The 14959-nt window shown below is 69.7% G+C and carries 13 protein-coding genes; 6 read left to right on the top strand and 7 right to left on the bottom strand.

The window, feature by feature from the left end; all coding sequences use genetic code 11:
- Positions 1–37: 37 nt before the first annotated feature.
- The 3 genes from Aph01nite_RS41690 to Aph01nite_RS25740 are packed head-to-tail and all read right to left on the bottom strand — an operon-like array spanning position 38 to position 3331.
- Positions 38–679, bottom strand: a complete 642-nt coding sequence (locus tag Aph01nite_RS41690; protein ID WP_239161974.1) for a response regulator — start codon at positions 677–679, stop codon at positions 38–40.
- Positions 676–2667 (bottom strand): sensor histidine kinase, encoded by a 1992-nt coding sequence (locus tag Aph01nite_RS41685; RefSeq protein ID WP_239161973.1) that lies wholly within the window; start codon positions 2665–2667, stop codon positions 676–678. Before Aph01nite_RS41685 ends, Aph01nite_RS41690 begins: the two co-directional genes overlap by 4 nt.
- Positions 2668–2674: 7 nt before the next feature.
- Positions 2675–3331: a hypothetical protein gene (locus tag Aph01nite_RS25740; protein WP_204043559.1), complete on the bottom strand. Its 657-nt coding sequence runs from the start codon at positions 3329–3331 to the stop codon at positions 2675–2677.
- A gap of 195 nt (positions 3332–3526) precedes the next feature.
- Between Aph01nite_RS25740 and Aph01nite_RS25735 the strand changes: the two genes are divergently transcribed.
- Together Aph01nite_RS25735 and Aph01nite_RS25730 are read left to right on the top strand one after the other, a co-directional pair.
- Positions 3527–4252, top strand: a complete 726-nt coding sequence (locus tag Aph01nite_RS25735) for a metal-dependent hydrolase (RefSeq protein ID WP_204043558.1) — start codon at positions 3527–3529, stop codon at positions 4250–4252.
- A 137-nt stretch (positions 4253–4389) separates the two neighbouring features.
- Positions 4390–7179, top strand: a complete 2790-nt coding sequence (locus Aph01nite_RS25730) for an aconitate hydratase (protein WP_204043557.1) — start codon at positions 4390–4392, stop codon at positions 7177–7179.
- Between the two features lie 118 nt (positions 7180–7297).
- On the opposite strand, the gene Aph01nite_RS25725 is transcribed toward Aph01nite_RS25730, so the two are convergent.
- The 3 genes from Aph01nite_RS25725 to Aph01nite_RS25715 all read right to left on the bottom strand — a co-directional run bounded on the left by Aph01nite_RS25725 (position 7298) and on the right by Aph01nite_RS25715 (position 9130).
- Entirely contained in the window at positions 7298–8158 is an 861-nt protein-coding gene (locus Aph01nite_RS25725; RefSeq protein ID WP_204043556.1) for a sigma-54-dependent transcriptional regulator family protein, read from the bottom strand.
- Between the two features lie 298 nt (positions 8159–8456).
- Positions 8457–8789 carry a type II toxin-antitoxin system PemK/MazF family toxin gene (locus Aph01nite_RS25720; protein WP_204043555.1) on the bottom strand — a complete coding sequence of 111 codons (333 nt, stop codon included), beginning with the start codon at positions 8787–8789 and terminating at the stop codon, positions 8457–8459.
- Positions 8786–9130, bottom strand: coding sequence for a YlcI/YnfO family protein (locus Aph01nite_RS25715; RefSeq protein WP_204043554.1), 345 nt, complete (start codon positions 9128–9130; stop codon positions 8786–8788). The genes Aph01nite_RS25720 and Aph01nite_RS25715 overlap by 4 nt, the downstream gene beginning before the upstream one ends.
- 359 nt (positions 9131–9489) lie before the next feature.
- Between Aph01nite_RS25715 and Aph01nite_RS25710 the strand changes: the two genes are divergently transcribed.
- The 4 genes from Aph01nite_RS25710 to Aph01nite_RS25695 all read left to right on the top strand — a co-directional run bounded on the left by Aph01nite_RS25710 (position 9490) and on the right by Aph01nite_RS25695 (position 13977).
- Complete coding sequence (locus Aph01nite_RS25710; RefSeq protein WP_204043553.1) at positions 9490–10608, top strand: sugar ABC transporter substrate-binding protein; 1119 nt, start codon at positions 9490–9492, stop codon at positions 10606–10608.
- 72 nt (positions 10609–10680) lie between these two features.
- A complete protein-coding gene (locus Aph01nite_RS25705) occupies positions 10681–11457 on the top strand; it encodes an ATP-binding cassette domain-containing protein (RefSeq protein ID WP_204043552.1) in 777 nt (258 codons plus the stop codon).
- On the top strand, positions 11454–12698 hold the full coding sequence (locus Aph01nite_RS25700) for a sugar ABC transporter permease (RefSeq protein ID WP_204043551.1): 1245 nt from the start codon (positions 11454–11456) through the stop codon (positions 12696–12698). The genes Aph01nite_RS25705 and Aph01nite_RS25700 overlap by 4 nt, the downstream gene beginning before the upstream one ends.
- A gap of 46 nt (positions 12699–12744) precedes the next feature.
- Positions 12745–13977, top strand: coding sequence for an ROK family transcriptional regulator (locus Aph01nite_RS25695; RefSeq protein ID WP_204043550.1), 1233 nt, complete (start codon positions 12745–12747; stop codon positions 13975–13977).
- Between the two features lie 32 nt (positions 13978–14009).
- Here Aph01nite_RS25695 and Aph01nite_RS25690 read toward each other — a convergent pair whose 3' ends face one another.
- Positions 14010–14837: a neutral zinc metallopeptidase gene (locus Aph01nite_RS25690; protein ID WP_204043549.1), complete on the bottom strand. Its 828-nt coding sequence runs from the start codon at positions 14835–14837 to the stop codon at positions 14010–14012.
- Positions 14838–14959 lie beyond the last annotated feature (122 nt).

Here is a 14959-nt window from a genome sequence, read left to right as displayed (position 1 = left end):
CCGGAGTGGTTGCCCGGGGTAGTTGAGACCCGAGTTGTCAGGAATCGAGGCCGAGGCCGGCTTCGCGGGCGCGGACGATGGCTTGGGAGCGGTCGGCTACCTGGAGTTTGGCGAAGATCGCGCTGACGTGGTTGCGGATGGTCTTGTCGGAGAGGTGGAGGCGGCGGGCTATCTCGCCGTTGGAGCGGCCGGTGGCGATCAGGTCGAGGACCTCGCGTTCGCGGTCGGTGAGGGCCGGGAAGGGGCGGCCGGCGCGGGCGCCGCGGCGGTCGGCGGCCAGGACGCCGAGGACGCGGCCGGCCACGTCGGCGCCGAAGACGGCGTCCCCGGCGGCGACCGCCCGGACCGCGCTCACGATGCGCTCGCCCGAGGCGCCTTTGACCAGGTAGCCGCGGGCTCCGGCGCGGGTGGCGGCCAGGACGGACTCGTCGTCGTCGAACATGGTCAGGACCAGGACGCGGCAGTCGGGGGCGAGCCGGCGGGTGGCCTCGACGCCGTTGACGCCGGGCATGTGGAGGTCCATCAGGACCACGTCGGGGCGGAGTTCGGCGGCCAGCAGCAGGGCCGCGTCGCCGTCGGCGGCCTCGCCGACCACCTCGACGCCGTCCTCCTCGGTCAGCACGCCGACCAGTCCACGCCGGTAGAGCGGATGGTCGTCGGCCACCAGGACCCGGATCACGCCGTCTCCAGAGGCAGCGTCGTACGCACCGTGGTGCCGGCGCCCTCGCGGAAGGTGACCACGCAGACGCCGCCCAGTTCCTCGGCCCGTTCCCGCATCGAGCCCAAGCCGACTCCCGGAGGGCCGGACAGGCGGCCGTCGCCGTCGTCGGCCACGACCAGGCGGAGCAGCCCCGGGGGTTCGACGCCGAGGGTGACCGTGCAGGTGGCGGCGCGGGAATGCCTGGCGGCGTTGGTCATCGCCTCGGAGGCGATGCGGTAGGCGGCGGCCTCCACGGCGGCGGGCAGCCCCGGCAACGGTTCCGGGGCGGCCACGGCGACCTGGAACGAGCCCGCCGAGAGCAGGTCGGCGTGCCGGGCCAGGGCGGCCACCAGGCCGATCTCGTCCAGCGCGTACGGCCGGAGTCCGGCGACCACGCGGCGGATCTGTTCCACCCCGTTCGCGCTCTCCTCGCGCAGGTTCTCCAGCAGCGGCGCCACCGAGCATCCCTCCCGGGCGGCCACCCGCCCCGCCGTCTCCAGGCCCAGCGTGATCCCGGCCAGCGTGGGGCCGAGCCCGTCGTGCAGGTCACGGCGGAGTCGCCGCCGCTCCTCCTCCCGCCCCGACACGATCCGCTCCCGGGACCGCCGCAGGTCGCGCGTCACCCGTACGCCGTGGGCCGCCACGCCGGCCTGCCGTGCGAACGCCCCCAGCAGCCGGGTGTCGGCCGCGCCCAGCGCCCGCTCCCCGGGTCGGGGCGCGACGACGAGTTCGCCGATGCGCTCACCCGCGTGCGCCAGCGGAAACCGTACTAGTTCGTCTGGTTCGTCCGGCCGTTTCCCGGAGGCGCAGGCCGGCTCGCCGCTCTCCAGCTCCACCGCCGCGTACGGCAACCGCAACGTCTGCCGTACCGTCTCCACGACGGCGGGCAGGACCGCGTCCGCGTCGATGGCCTGTCCCAGGCGGTCGCCCAGGGCGGTCAGCATGCCGAGCGGGTCGCGCTCGCCGTACAGGAGGCGGTCGACGGCCCGCTGGACGCGCTCCCGGCCGGCCGCGAGCGCCAGCGCCACGACGGCGGCCACCAGGGCGGGGCCGATGCTGGTGGCGGCGCCGAGCAGCGCGGCCGCGCCCAGGTAGGCGGCCAGCGACACCCCGGTGAGCAGCGCGTACACGACCGCGCGGGAGAGCGCGACCTCGATGTCGAACAGGCCGTGCCGGACGATGCCGACGCCGAGCGCGGTGAAGACGAAGACGTGGCCGAGGAACCCGGCCAGGTCGGGGAGCGAGGCCAGCGCGGCCGTCAGGCCCACGGCGAGCGCCGCCACGAACCAGGCGTGCTGGCCGCGCTCGGCTCCCGTGGTGCGCCGCAGCCGCAGGGCGACGTCGCCGACGGCGGCCACGCCGACCGCCAGGACGACCAGGAACGTCGCCTCCGCCACAGCGACCTGCGGGTCGTCCGGAAGGGGCAGGTCGAGGGGGTTGACGGCCGCCGCGAAGACGTCCTCCACCACGTACTGCGTGGTTCCCATCGCGGTCATCGAGACCACGGCGGCGAGCGCCGCGATCCTGGCCGGCCACCGCCAGCGCGGCGAGCGCAGCCGGCCGGCGGGGTAGAGCAGCGGCACCCCGGCCGCCAGGAACAGGAACGGCGGCCCCCACAGCAGGCCCGCGCCCAGCGCCGCGAGGTCGCCGCCGGGCAGCAGGCCGGGATGGGTGTGGAAGGTCAGCGCGCCGTACTCCGCGCAGAAGGCGCACAGCGTGGCCAGCAGGCCCGCGCCCAGGAACAGCGGCCCGAGCGCGTTGCCCGGCTGCGCCCGGCCGACCAGCAGGCCGAGCACCGTGAAGGCCAGCCCCGTGAGCCAGGTGTTGGCCTGGTTCCCGGCCAGGAACCGCTCCAGGTCGGAGCCGTTCACCCAGGCCAGCACCAGCGTGGCCAGGGAGAGCAGCACGCCGGCCCCGCCCGTCGCGAGCGCGAGCGGGCGGGGCGCGGACGAGGGGACGCGCATCATCGTGCGCTCATTGTGCGGCCTGCCGGGACCCGCGCCCATAGCCGCGCAGGACGGCCACCGCGAGCGCCAGCGCCCACGCCACCCCGATCGCGTGCCCCAGGACCGTCCACCCGGCCACCATGTCGGCCAGCACGAACGCCAGCAGCAGCACCGGCACCACCCACGGCACGTACGGCGAGCGCCACACCGCCACCGCCAGCGTGACCACCCCCAGCAGCGCGCCCCCGAGGAACATGAGCATCCCGACGACGCCCACCAGGCCGAGATCCTCCAGCTGGAGCACCTGGACTGCCGTGGCCGCGTCGCCGTCGAGCGCCAGCGCGTACGCCACGCTCTCGAAGCCGTGCACCATGCCCAGGCCGGACATGGCCGCCGCCAGCAGCGCGAACGCCGTCCAGGCGAGCGCCCGGGAGCGCTCGGCGGCGAGCCTGGCGAGAGCGACGAACCCGCCGATGAGGAACGGGATGGCCAGCATCCCGGCCGCCATCGAGATCCCGACGCGGTCCGGATGGGCGACCCACTCGGCCACCCGTTCGGCCGGTCCGGCGCTCGCCGGTTCGAGCAGGGATTCGGCGAGCTGTAGCACCGTGCCGGTCAGCGGCAGCACGCTCAGCGCCCATCGGGATACGGGCGGGGACACGGTTTCGACGATCACGGCGGACATGGGGACTCCTTCGCGGACGCGGGATCTGATCTGCGAGGAGTCTGCGCCCGGCGGCGTCCCGGTTACCTGGGAGCCGTGTCACGACCCGCACCCGGGACACGCCCGCCAGCACGAAGATTCATGCGGAACACGCCAAGGCCGGGTCATGGCTTATTGCCTGGGCTTTGCCGTAGCATCCCGGGACGTGATCTACGCATGATGGGACATTCACACGCGCTCAGCGGAGCCGTGGTGTGGCTGGCCGCCGCCCCCGGACTGGCGGCGCTGCCGACCGTCCTCGCCCCCGAACTGGCTTCCGTGGTGGGGTCGGCCCTGACCCCGGCCGAGCTGGTCGCCGGGGCGCTGATCTGCGCGGGCGCGGCCATGCTGCCCGACCTCGACCACCCGAGCGCGACCATCGCCCAGACGTTCGGGCCGGTCACCTGGGCCCTGAGCAAAGCGGTGAACGTGATCAGCGGCGGCCACCGGCGGGCCACGCACTCGCTGCTGTTCGCGCTGGGCATGGGCTTCGGGGCGCACTTCCTGGCGGGGAACTACCCGATCGGGCGGGACGTCATCGTGGTGCTCTCCATCGGGCTGGCGCTGCGCGCCATCGGCATCGGCGTGCCCGGCAAGAAGCTCGCGTCGGCGCTGGTCAACATCGGGCTCACGGCCGGGCTCTTCGCGACCTTCCTGACTTTGGGCGTGCAGTACGCCTGGCTGGGGTTCGCGATCGGGATCGGGTGTTTCGTGCATGTGCTGGGGGATTGCCTGACCGAGCGCGGGTGCCCGGTGTTGTGGCCGATTCCGGGTAAGTGGCTGCTGCCGTACGACATCGGATTCAAGACCGGGAAGAAGTTCGAGCAGAACATCCTCGCGCCCGTGCTGTCGCTGGCCGTGGTCGCTTTACTGTTCCTGCGCCTAGGAGTTACCAGCGGGTAGCTTGATGTCGAGATATCTTGGTGTCGAGACATCTGCCGCTCTCGTGGTTAGGCGAACCTAACTGACCGGGGCCGCCTGGCGGTACGGGAAGATGCGAGAGCGACTTAGGACAAGAACCTTTGGGGAGGCGAGACTCCGTGTCCGCGAACAGCTTCGGCAGCCGTGACACGCTGCGCGTCGGCGACGCGTCGTACGAGATCTACCGGCTGGCCGCCGTCGAGGGGTCTCAGCGCCTCCCGTACAGCCTGAAGATCCTTCTGGAGAACCTGCTCCGCACCGAGGACGGCGCAAACATCACCGCCGAGCACATCACCGCGCTCGGCCAGTGGGACCCGTCGGCCGCGCCGAGTGTGGAGATCCAGTTCACCCCGGCCCGCGTGATCATGCAGGACTTCACCGGCGTGCCCTGCGTCGTCGACCTGGCCACCATGCGGGAGGCCGTGCGCGACCTGGGCGGCGACCCGGCCAGGATCAACCCGCTGGCCCCGGCCGAGATGGTCATCGACCACTCCGTCATCGTCGACTACTTCGGCGCGCCGGACGCCTTCGAGCGCAACGTGAAGCGCGAGTACGAGCGCAACCACGAGCGCTACCAGTTCCTGCGCTGGGGGCAGACCGCCTTCGACGAGTTCAAGGTGGTGCCGCCCGGCACCGGCATCGTGCACCAGGTCAACATCGAGCACCTGGCCCGCGTCGTGATGATCCGGGACGGCAAGGCCTACCCCGACACGTGCGTCGGCACCGATTCGCACACCACGATGGAGAACGGCATCGGCGTGCTCGGCTGGGGCGTCGGCGGCATCGAGGCCGAGGCCGCCATGCTCGGCCAGCCCATCTCGATGCTGATCCCGCGCGTGGTCGGCTTCAAGCTGACCGGCAAGCTGCCCGCCGGGGCGACCGCCACCGACCTGGTGCTCACCATCACCGAGATGCTGCGCAAGCACGGCGTGGTCGGCAAGTTCGTCGAGTTCTACGGCGAGGGCGTCGCCAGCGTGCCGCTGGCCAACCGGGCCACCATCGGCAACATGAGCCCCGAGTTCGGCTCCACCTGCGCCATCTTCCCGATCGACGGGCAGACCATCGACTACCTGACGCTCACCGGGCGTTCCCCCGAGCAGGTCGCCCTGGTGGAGGCGTACGCGAAGGAGCAGGGACTCTGGCTGGACCCGGCCGCGCCGGAGCCGGTCTTCTCCGAGTACATCGAGCTCGACCTGGCGACCGTGGTGCCGTCCATCGCCGGGCCGAAGCGCCCGCAGGACCGGATCGCGATCACCGACGCCAAGCGCGCCTGGCGGGCCGCGGTGAAGGACTTCGTCAAGGCCGAGGAACTGCCGCCTGCCGCGGCCGCGCCGCTCGACGAGGCCGCCGAGGAGTCCTTCCCGGCCTCCGACGCGCTCGCCGTCTCGCACGACGGCAACGGCGACAAGCCGCACCTGCCCGGGCTCAACGGCGACCGGCCGGTCCGCAAGGTGCCGGTCACGCTGGCGGACGGGACCTCGTTCGAGATCGACCACGGCGTGGTGACGATCGCCGCCATCACCTCCTGCACCAACACCTCCAACCCGTACGTGATGCTCGGCGCCGCCCTGCTGGCCAGGAACGCGGTCGAGAAGGGCCTGACCCGCAAGCCCTGGGTGAAGACCTCGCTGGCTCCCGGCTCCCAGGTCGTGACCGGCTACTTCGAGCGGTCGGGGCTCCAGCCGTACCTGGACAAGATCGGGTTCAACCTGGTCGGGTACGGCTGCACCACCTGCATCGGCAACTCCGGGCCGCTGCCCGAGGAGATCTCGGCCGCCGTCCAGGCCAACGACCTGGCGGTCACCGCCGTGCTCTCCGGCAACCGGAACTTCGAGGGCCGGATCAACCCCGACGTCAAGATGAACTACCTGGCCTCGCCGCCGCTGGTCGTCGCGTACGCGCTGGCGGGCACGATGGACATCGACCTGAACAACGAGCCGCTGGGCCAGGGCGCCGACGGGCAGCCGGTCTTCCTCAAGGACATCTGGCCCGAGCCGGAGGAGGTGGCCCGGGTGGTCGCCGACTCGATCGGGCAGGACATGTTCCTGCGCGACTACGCCGACGTGTTCAAGGGCGACGACAACTGGCGGGCGCTGCCCATCCCGACCGGGAACACCTTCGAGTGGGACCCGGCGTCCACCTACGTCCGCAAGGCGCCGTACTTCGACGGCATGCCCGCCACGCCCGAGCCGGTGACGGACATCGCCGGGGCGCGCGTGCTGGCCAAGCTGGGCGACTCGGTCACCACCGACCACATCTCCCCGGCCGGCTCCATCAAGGTGGGCACCCCGGCGGCCGACTACCTGCGCGAGAACGGCGTCGAGGTCAAGGACTTCAACTCGTACGGCTCACGCCGGGGCAACCATGAGGTCATGATCCGCGGCACCTTCGCCAACATCCGGCTGCGCAACCTGCTGCTGGACGGTGTCGAGGGCGGTTACACCCGCGACTTCACCGTGTGGGGCGGGCCGCAGGCCTTCATCTACGACGCCTCCCAGAACTACCAGGCCGCGGGCGTCCCGCTGGTGGTCCTGGCCGGCAAGGAGTACGGTTCCGGCTCCTCCCGCGACTGGGCGGCCAAGGGCACGGCCCTGCTCGGCGTGCGCGCGGTCATCGCCGAGTCGTACGAGCGGATCCACCGGTCGAACCTGATCGGTATGGGCGTGCTGCCGCTGCAGTTCCCCGAGGGCCAGACCGCCGAATCCCTCGGCCTCACCGGTGAGGAGACCTTCGACATCACCGGCGTCGAGGAGCTCAACAAGGGCATGACCCCGGCCACGGTGACCGTCACCGCGGGCGACATCACCTTCCAGGCGGTCGTGCGCATCGACACCCCGGGCGAAGCCGACTACTACCGCCACGGCGGCATCATGCAGTACGTCCTGCGCTCCCTGCTCGCCAAGAGCTGACAACGCGAAAGATCCGCCCACCGGAAAGGAACCGGTGGGCGGATCTCCGCTGTTCAGGGAAACAGCCGCGTTGCAGGGGCGGGGACCGAATACACCGGAGAGGTGCCGCAGCCGGGCATCACCGTGCAGTCGGGCAGCGGTCTGGGAGCCATGCCTGTACGGCGATGCCGGTCAGGTTGGCGGAATCGGTCACCCGCCACGCGACCAGCGTGGCTGTGCGGCCGTCGCAGAGGGCGACCTCCACCACAGCCGCCCGGCCCTGCGCGACCAGGCTCACGGCCGCGTCTTCCAGGGCAAGCCGATCGCGGGGGCACAGGTCCGGCGGCATGAAGCCTGGTACGGCGCTTGCGGCTCCGGCCTCCCGTGCCCCGCGGAACCTCCTCAACAGGGCCCGCTCGCGTTCGGTGCTGAGGTCGAGCAGCCTCTGCTCGACCGCATGGGCTGATTGCCGGACTACGGCAATCATCTGCGCGTTTGCCCTCTCGCGCAGGGTGGCGATGCACACAATCCCTTCCACCCGCCCGCTGAGGGGATGGCACACCCGTGCGCCCACGGCGGTGAACTTGCGCAGCGGTTCCCAGGGGTGCTCGTCGCCCGCGACCTGGCATGTTTGCCGTTCCATCAGCGTGGAGCCGACGGCGTTGGTGCCTACGTCCGACTCGGCGAAGCTGAAGCCGGGAACGGCGAGGATGGCGTCGGATCCTACGCTGATTGGCGTGTTGCCCACGAGGTGCAGGAACTGCACTCCGGACGCATCGGACAGGACCACCTCTGATGGAGTGTCGGCAATGATGGTCTGGAGCCGGGCGAGCACGGGCCGGGCCGCGCGTACCAGGGTGTTGTCGTAGTCGACGTCGTCGATCAGGCGTGGTTGGAAGGCGCCGGGGGTAAGCCCGGCATCCCGGCAACGCCGCCATGAGTTCAGGATCGGAGCACGTGCTGCGTCTCCGGGGGGACGCTCGCTCAGGATCCGCTCCACGGTCTCACCTGTGGGCCATCCGTCGTCATCCCAGATATCCGCGATTGAGCCCACTCCGCTGGCCTCTCGTTCTTTGGCACCCCAACGCACACCACAACAGACGCTCGATACCTTCAACTACTTCAATCCACGTCTTATTCTTAAATAAGTTTATAAATTAACTAAAATTGGACAAAGTCGAAAATGTGGACGGCGGGTAGGCGAGCGATCCACCACCGCGATGGGGATCCGGTGATTAACTGAGGGTTCATCGATAGGCGACACCTGATTGCGCGAGGTCGCCGGTTCCCCACCCCTTTCAGAGCAGCCGGCCGAGCAGTGTGACGATCCGATCGACCGTCTCCTCCGCCACGTGGCCCATGGGGAACTTGAACCGATCGATCGAGACGGACCGGATCTGCTGCACCATGGCCCAGCTCGGCCTCCTCAGCCGTGTCTCGCCGAGCGGGATGGGGATGTGGGTGTCCCAGCCGCGGTCTCGCGACGTGAGCGGCACGACGACGACGAGGTCGCGGCTCATCCGGTTGAAACCGTCGTTGCTGATGATCAGGGTCGGGCGCGCGGAGCCCTGCTCCGTGCCCACTGGTTCGCCGAGGTCGGTGAACCAGACCTCACCCTGCCGCACCTTCATTTGCCTCCTTGTTCCTCGTTCCTCGCGCTTGTCCAGGACGATTCGTCGAATCCCTCCGGGAAGTCGATCAAGCCTTCCCACTCGGGCGCGATGCGGCCGGACGGGGGTCCCTGCCAGATCTCGAACTCGGCCAGGTATTCGGCGTAACCCTCCGGGTCCTCACGCCTGGTCCGCTCCATCTGCTCCCCGAGCCGCTTCAGGAACTTCTTCTTCTCGTAGTCCTGGAGGGCTTCTTCGAGCACTTCGGTCATGGGTCTGCCTTCCTCGTGGGCGTATCGCGCGATCTTGTCGCGAGTAATGACGCTGACCCGGATCGTCGTCGTCTTCTGCTCAGTGCTCATGAACACGAGGCTACGCACCCGCTTCCCGGCGGTCTACAACTGCTCTACACATCCGTCTACAGAATCAGCTACACGCAGGACCATACAGCGGCCCGATTACGTTCGCAAGAGAATTCGATTACTCACCGTGGCCGATCGGCGAACGCCAAAGGTCGCGTCGGTGATCAGAGGGAATCTGTGCGGGAAATAGGTGGACTTATCCTATGTTTCTTCATTGTTACCGCAGACAACAAACGTTACCGTCCTGTGTCTACCTACCCCTTTCCTCCTGGCTTACGTTGTCCCAAACAACATTCACCACTTCGGTGATGGACTCCCACCCCCCATAGACCCCCAGCCAGAGAAAGGACCCACGCATCATGCGCAAGGGGATCCTCAGCATCGCCGCGGTAGCGGCACTTTCCCTCGGCCTCACCGCGTGCGGGGGCGAGAGCGGTGAGACGGGCGCCTCCAGCAGCGCCGCGCCCGCCTCCTCGGCCGCCGCCGCGAAGCCCGGCAAGATCGGCGTCATCCTCCCGGACAGCAAGTCCTCGGCTCGCTGGGAGACCGCTGACCGCAAGTACCTGGAGGAGGCCTTCAAGGCCGCCGGAGTCGCGTACGACATCCAGAACGCGCAGGGCGACAAGACGGCGTTCCAGACCATCGCCGACCAGATGATCACCGGTGGCGTCACCGTGCTGGCGATCGTGAACCTGGACAGCGGCACCGGCAAGGCCGTCCTGGACAAGGCCAAGGCGCAGGGCGTCGCCACCATCGACTACGACCGCCTGACCCTCGGCGGCAACGCCGACTACTACGTCAGCTTCGACAACACCGCGGTCGGCAAGCTGCAGGGTGAGGGCCTGGTCAAGTGCCTCACCGACATGAAGGCCGACAAGCCGATCGTGGCCGAGCTGCACGGCTCGCCGACCGACAACAACGCCACCCTCTTCAAGGAGGGCTACGAGAGCATCCTCAAGCCGAAGTACGACTCCGGCGAGTACGTGGCGGGCCCGGCCGACGCCGTCCCGGACTGGGACAACGCCCAGGCCGGCACGATCTTCGAGCAGCAGCTGACCAAGGAGCCGAAGATCGCCGGTGTGCTGGCCGCCAACGACGGCCTCGGCAACGCCGCCATCTCGGTGCTGAAGAAGAACAAGCTCAACGGCAAGGTCCCGGTGACCGGCCAGGACGCCACCGTGCAGGGTCTGCAGAACATCCTCGCCGGTGACCAGTGCATGACCGTCTACAAGGCTGTCAAGCAGGAGGCGGACGCCACCGCCGACCTCGCCATCGCCCTGGCGCAGGGCCAGAAGCCCGCCGCCACCGGCACCGTCAAGGACACCGAGACCGGCGCCGACGTGCCGGCCGTCCTGCTCACCCCGAAGGCCATCTTCTTCGACAGCGTCAAGGAGGTCGTCGCCGACGGCTTCGTGACGAAGGAAGAGCTGTGCACCGCGGACTTCGCGGACAAGTGCACCGAGGCCGGCGTCAGCTAGTCAATTCCGTCAGGTACGGCTTGCGCCCCCGGTGGGCGCAAGCCGTCCCTCATGGGGAAACCAGGAGAGCCCATGTCCCAGGCACCCGTCCTGGAACTGCGCGGAATAGACAAGAGCTTCGGCCCCGTGCAGGTCCTTCACGATGTCGCCTTTTCGGTGTATCCCGGAGAGGTGACCGCACTTGTCGGCGACAACGGAGCCGGTAAGTCCACGCTGGTGAAGTGCATCGGCGGAATCCACCCGATGGACTCGGGGGAGTACTTCTTCGAGGGCGAGAAGGTCCACGTCAACGGACCGAGGGACGCCGCCGCGATGGGCGTCGAGATCGTCTACCAGGACCTCGCGCTCTGCGACAACCTCGACATCGTGCAGAACATGTTCCTCGGCCGGGAACGCAAGAGCGGCCTGGTGCTGGACGAGGACACGATGGAGGAGATGGCCGCCAAGACCCTGGCCGGCCTCTCGGTGCGCACGGTCAAGTCCCTGCGCCAGCACGTCTCCAGCCTCTCCGGCGGCCAGCGCCAGACGGTCGCCATCGCCAAGGCCGTGCTGTGGAACAGCAAGGTCGTCATTCTGGACGAGCCGACCGCCGCCCTCGGCGTCGCCCAGACCGCGCAGGTCCTCGAACTGGTCCGCAGGCTGGCCGACAACGGCCTGGCCGTGGTACTCATCTCGCACAACATGAACGATGTGTTCGCCGTGTCCGACCGGATCGCGGCGCTCTACCTCGGCCGGATGGCCGCCCAGGTCAAGACCTCCGAGGTCACCCATTCCCAGATCGTGGAACTGATCACGGCCGGGCGCAGCGGGGAGCTCGGCCTGCCGACCGGCAACGGAGCAAGCGCATGACGACGACAACGAGCCCGGCGAAGACCAGCGCTCCCGCCATCGGATCGCAGGTCCGGGACTACTTCGAACGGGTGCGCGGCGGCGACCTCGGCGCGCTCCCGGCGGTGATCGGCCTGGTCGTCCTGTGCGTGGTCTTCGCCTCGCTCAGCCCGTCGTTCCTGTCGCCGATCAACTTCGCGAACCTGTTCACCCAGGGCGCCGGCGTCACCATCATCGCGATGGGCCTGGTCTTCGTCCTGCTGCTGGGCGAGATCGACCTGTCCGCCGGCTTCGCCAGCGGCGTCTGCGCGGCCGTGATGGCCGTGCTGCTCACCAACGAGGGCTGGCCGTGGTACACGGCGGTGCTGGCCTCCATGGTGACCGGCGTGCTCATCGGCCTGGTCCTCGGCGCGCTGGTGGCCAAGCTGGGCATCCCGTCCTTCGTGGTCACGCTGGCCGCCTTCCTGGCCTTCCAGGGCGTGGCGCTGATCCTGCTGGACGAGGGCACCAACGTCTCCATCCGCGACGAGACCATCCTGGCCATCGCCAACAGCAACCTGTCCCCGCTGCTCGGCTGGGTGCTGCTGGTCGCCGGTGTGCTCCTCTACGCGGGCATCCAGCTGACCCAGGCCCGCCGGCGCACCTCCCGCGGCCTGATGGCCGACTCCATGGCCGTCATCGCCGTACGGGTCGGCGCGCTCGCGGTCATCGCCGGCTTCGCCGTCTACGTGCTCAACCTGGAGCGCAGCCGCAACCCCGCGATCATCTCGCTGACCGGCGTGCCCATCGTGGTGCCGGTCATCCTGGTGCTGCTCATCGTCTGGACGTTCGTGCTCCGCCGTACGGCCTACGGCCGGCACGTGTACGCGGTCGGCGGCAACGCCGAGGCGGCCCGCCGGGCCGGTATCAACGTGGACAGGATCCGCATCTCCGCCTTCGTGATCTGTTCCTTCATGGCCTCCATCGGCGGCATCGTGGCCGCCTCGCGGGCCAACTCGGTGGACCCGAACACCGGCGGCAGCACGGTGCTGCTGTTTGCCGTCGGCGCGGCCGTGATCGGCGGCACCAGCCTGTTCGGCGGCAAGGGACGCGTCCTGGACGCGCTGCTCGGCGGCGCGGTGGTCGCGGTGGTCATCAACGGCATGGGCCTGATGGGCTACAGCGCCAGCGTCAAGTACATCGTCACCGGCGCGGTCCTGCTGCTGTCGGCCGGTGTGGACGCGCTGTCCCGCAAGCGGGCGTCCTCCTCCGGCCGTCGATAGGGTGAGCACGACACCTGACCCCCGAACGGCACCAGAGGCAGAACGCATGCTGCGCGCAGGTCCCTCCCAGGAGGAGATCCGCCGTCACAACCTGGGCACCCTGCTGCGGCACGTGCACCTGGGCGGCCCCACGTCGCGGGCCGAGCTGACCAATCGCATGGGGCTCAACCGGAGCACCATCATGGCGCTCACCGCGGACCTGACCGCGGCCGGGCTGGTCCGCGAGGAACTGCCCAGGGACACCGGCCGGGCCGGTCGGCCGTCCCTGGTGGTGCGCCCCGAGTCGGCGCGGGTCTATGTGCTCGCCTTCGACGTGGGCGTGGACCGCCTCGTCGCGGCCCGGATCGGCCTCGGCGGCGTGATCCTGGACCGGCGCGAGGCCGTCCGGCCGCGGGGCGGCTTCGACATGACCGAGGTGGTGGAGACGCTGGCCGGGTTCGCCCGGCAGATGCAGCGCAAGGTCCGCCCCGACACCGTCTGCGTGGGCGCCGCCGCCGCCCTCTGCGGCGCGGTGCGCAAATCCGACGGCGTCGTACGGTTCGCCCCCAACATCGGCCTGGAGGACGCCCCCTTCGGGGAGGCGCTGTCGGCCAGGCTCGCCCTGGGCCTGCCGGTCTCGGTCGGCAACGACGCCAACCTGGGCGCGCTGGCCGAGCACACCCGGGGCCTCGGCGTCGGCTGCCGCGACCTCGTCTACCTCCACGGCGACGTCGGCATCGGCGGCGGCATCATCGTCAACAACCAGTTACTCGGCGGCGTCGCCGGGTACGGCGGTGAGGTCGGCCACACCGTGGTCAACCCCGACGGACGGCTGTGCGGCTGCGGCTCGCACGGCTGCCTGGAGGCGGAGGTCGGCGAGCGGGCCCTGCTGGAGCACGCGGGCCGCTCGGCCCGCGGCGAGCGCGGCAGGGACGGCATCAGGGCCGTCGTGGAGGCCGCCGACAAGGGCGACATAATCGCTCAGGACGCACTGCACCGGGTCGGCGACTGGCTCGGCTTCGGAGTGGCCAACCTGGTCAACATCTTCAACCCCGAGGTCGTCATCTTCGGCGGCACCCTGCGGGAGATCTACCTCGGCTCCGCCGCCCAGGTGCGCAGCCGCCTCAACACCTGCACCCTCGCGGCGCTGCGCGAGTCGCTGCGGCTGCGCACCTCGGCGCTGGTGGACGACGCCACGATCGTGGGGGCCGCCGAGCTGGCTTTCGCCCAGGTGCTCGCCGACCCCTTGGAAGTGCTGGCCCGGATGGCCACCCGGCAGACCCAGGCGGCCAGGACCTAGAACGACCTAGAACGGCCTGGAACGCGGTAGCCCTAGGCGACGCGGGCGTTGGAGACGACCCAGGTGTTGCACGCGGCCGGGGAACCCGAGTCGAAGCCACGCTCCAGCCAGTAGACCTGGTTGACGCCCTTGCCGTGCATGGTGTCGCTGGCGTGCTTGCGCGCCCAGGTGTTGATGTGGTCCCACTCGGCGAAGTCCACCGGCAGCGAGTCCTGCGCGCCGCTCAGGAACACGCCGGCGAAGCACTCGGCCTGCTGCTCCACCCGGTGGCTGAGCAGGTTCTTGGCCGTCTTGGTCCGCGCCCGCCAGCTCAGGTTGTAGTACGGCGTCAGGATGCCCGCCCGCTGCTGCACGTGGTGCCCGATCTCGTGCGCCATGGTCTTGGCCAGCACCAGCGGGAACGGCTCCTTGACCTGCTGGGACAGCAGCACCATGTAGATGGCCTGCTGGGTCGGGCAGTAGTGCGCCGGGTAGTTCTTGGTGAGCTTGCCGCACGGCGTCTTGGTGCCGCTGGTCCGGATGACGATCTTCGGCACCCGGTACGTCCAGCCGACCGCCTTGAACTGCCGCGCCCACATCTGGTTGACGCAGCGGTACACCTTGAGCAGGTAGGTCTTGACGGCTGCGGCGCTGCCCGCGCGCGGCTCCGAGGGGGAGCAGTCGATCGTGTCGACGGCGCCGGAGCGGTAGATCTTGTTCTTGGTCAGCGCGGTCGGGAAGGGGGCTAACGCGCCGGCCGCCGCGGCCGAAGCGGTGACCGGGGCCTGGGGAGCGGCGGCCGGTACCTGGGCTTGCGCCGTACCGGCGAGGAAGAGGGCGGCGCTCAGGCCGAGGCCTACTGCGATGAGGGGTGTTCGCATGGGCACAAGACCATATTGCAGGCCCGATTCAGGAGTAAAGCTAAGTAAATATTGATTACTGCGACAAAATTGTGACAGAAGGGGCGTGGACGGCTGGCCGCCCACGCCCTGTCACGCTGTCG

Source organism: Acrocarpospora phusangensis (assembly GCF_016862995.1).
GTDB lineage: Bacteria > Actinomycetota > Actinomycetes > Streptosporangiales > Streptosporangiaceae > Acrocarpospora > Acrocarpospora phusangensis.
This window is presented reverse-complemented; position numbering and strand designations above follow the sequence as displayed.

Bases quoted from the DNA above. Each gene is read 5' to 3' on its own strand.
- Aph01nite_RS25700 (WP_204043551.1), top strand. From the start codon at position 11,454: ATGACGACGACAACGAGCCCGGCGAAGACCAGCGCTCCCGCCATCGGA.
- Aph01nite_RS25690 (WP_204043549.1), bottom strand. From the start codon at position 14,837: ATGCGAACACCCCTCATCGCAGTAGGCCTCGGCCTGAGCGCCGCCCTC.
- Aph01nite_RS25705 (WP_204043552.1), top strand. From the start codon at position 10,681: ATGTCCCAGGCACCCGTCCTGGAACTGCGCGGAATAGACAAGAGCTTC.
- Aph01nite_RS25715 (WP_204043554.1), bottom strand. From the start codon at position 9,130: ATGAGCACTGAGCAGAAGACGACGACGATCCGGGTCAGCGTCATTACT.
- Aph01nite_RS25720 (WP_204043555.1), bottom strand. From the start codon at position 8,789: ATGAAGGTGCGGCAGGGTGAGGTCTGGTTCACCGACCTCGGCGAACCA.
- Aph01nite_RS25740 (WP_204043559.1), bottom strand. From the start codon at position 3,331: ATGTCCGCCGTGATCGTCGAAACCGTGTCCCCGCCCGTATCCCGATGG.
- Aph01nite_RS41685 (WP_239161973.1), bottom strand. From the start codon at position 2,667: ATGATGCGCGTCCCCTCGTCCGCGCCCCGCCCGCTCGCGCTCGCGACG.
- Aph01nite_RS25695 (WP_204043550.1), top strand. From the start codon at position 12,745: ATGCTGCGCGCAGGTCCCTCCCAGGAGGAGATCCGCCGTCACAACCTG.
- Aph01nite_RS25710 (WP_204043553.1), top strand. From the start codon at position 9,490: ATGCGCAAGGGGATCCTCAGCATCGCCGCGGTAGCGGCACTTTCCCTC.
- Aph01nite_RS25735 (WP_204043558.1), top strand. From the start codon at position 3,527: ATGATGGGACATTCACACGCGCTCAGCGGAGCCGTGGTGTGGCTGGCC.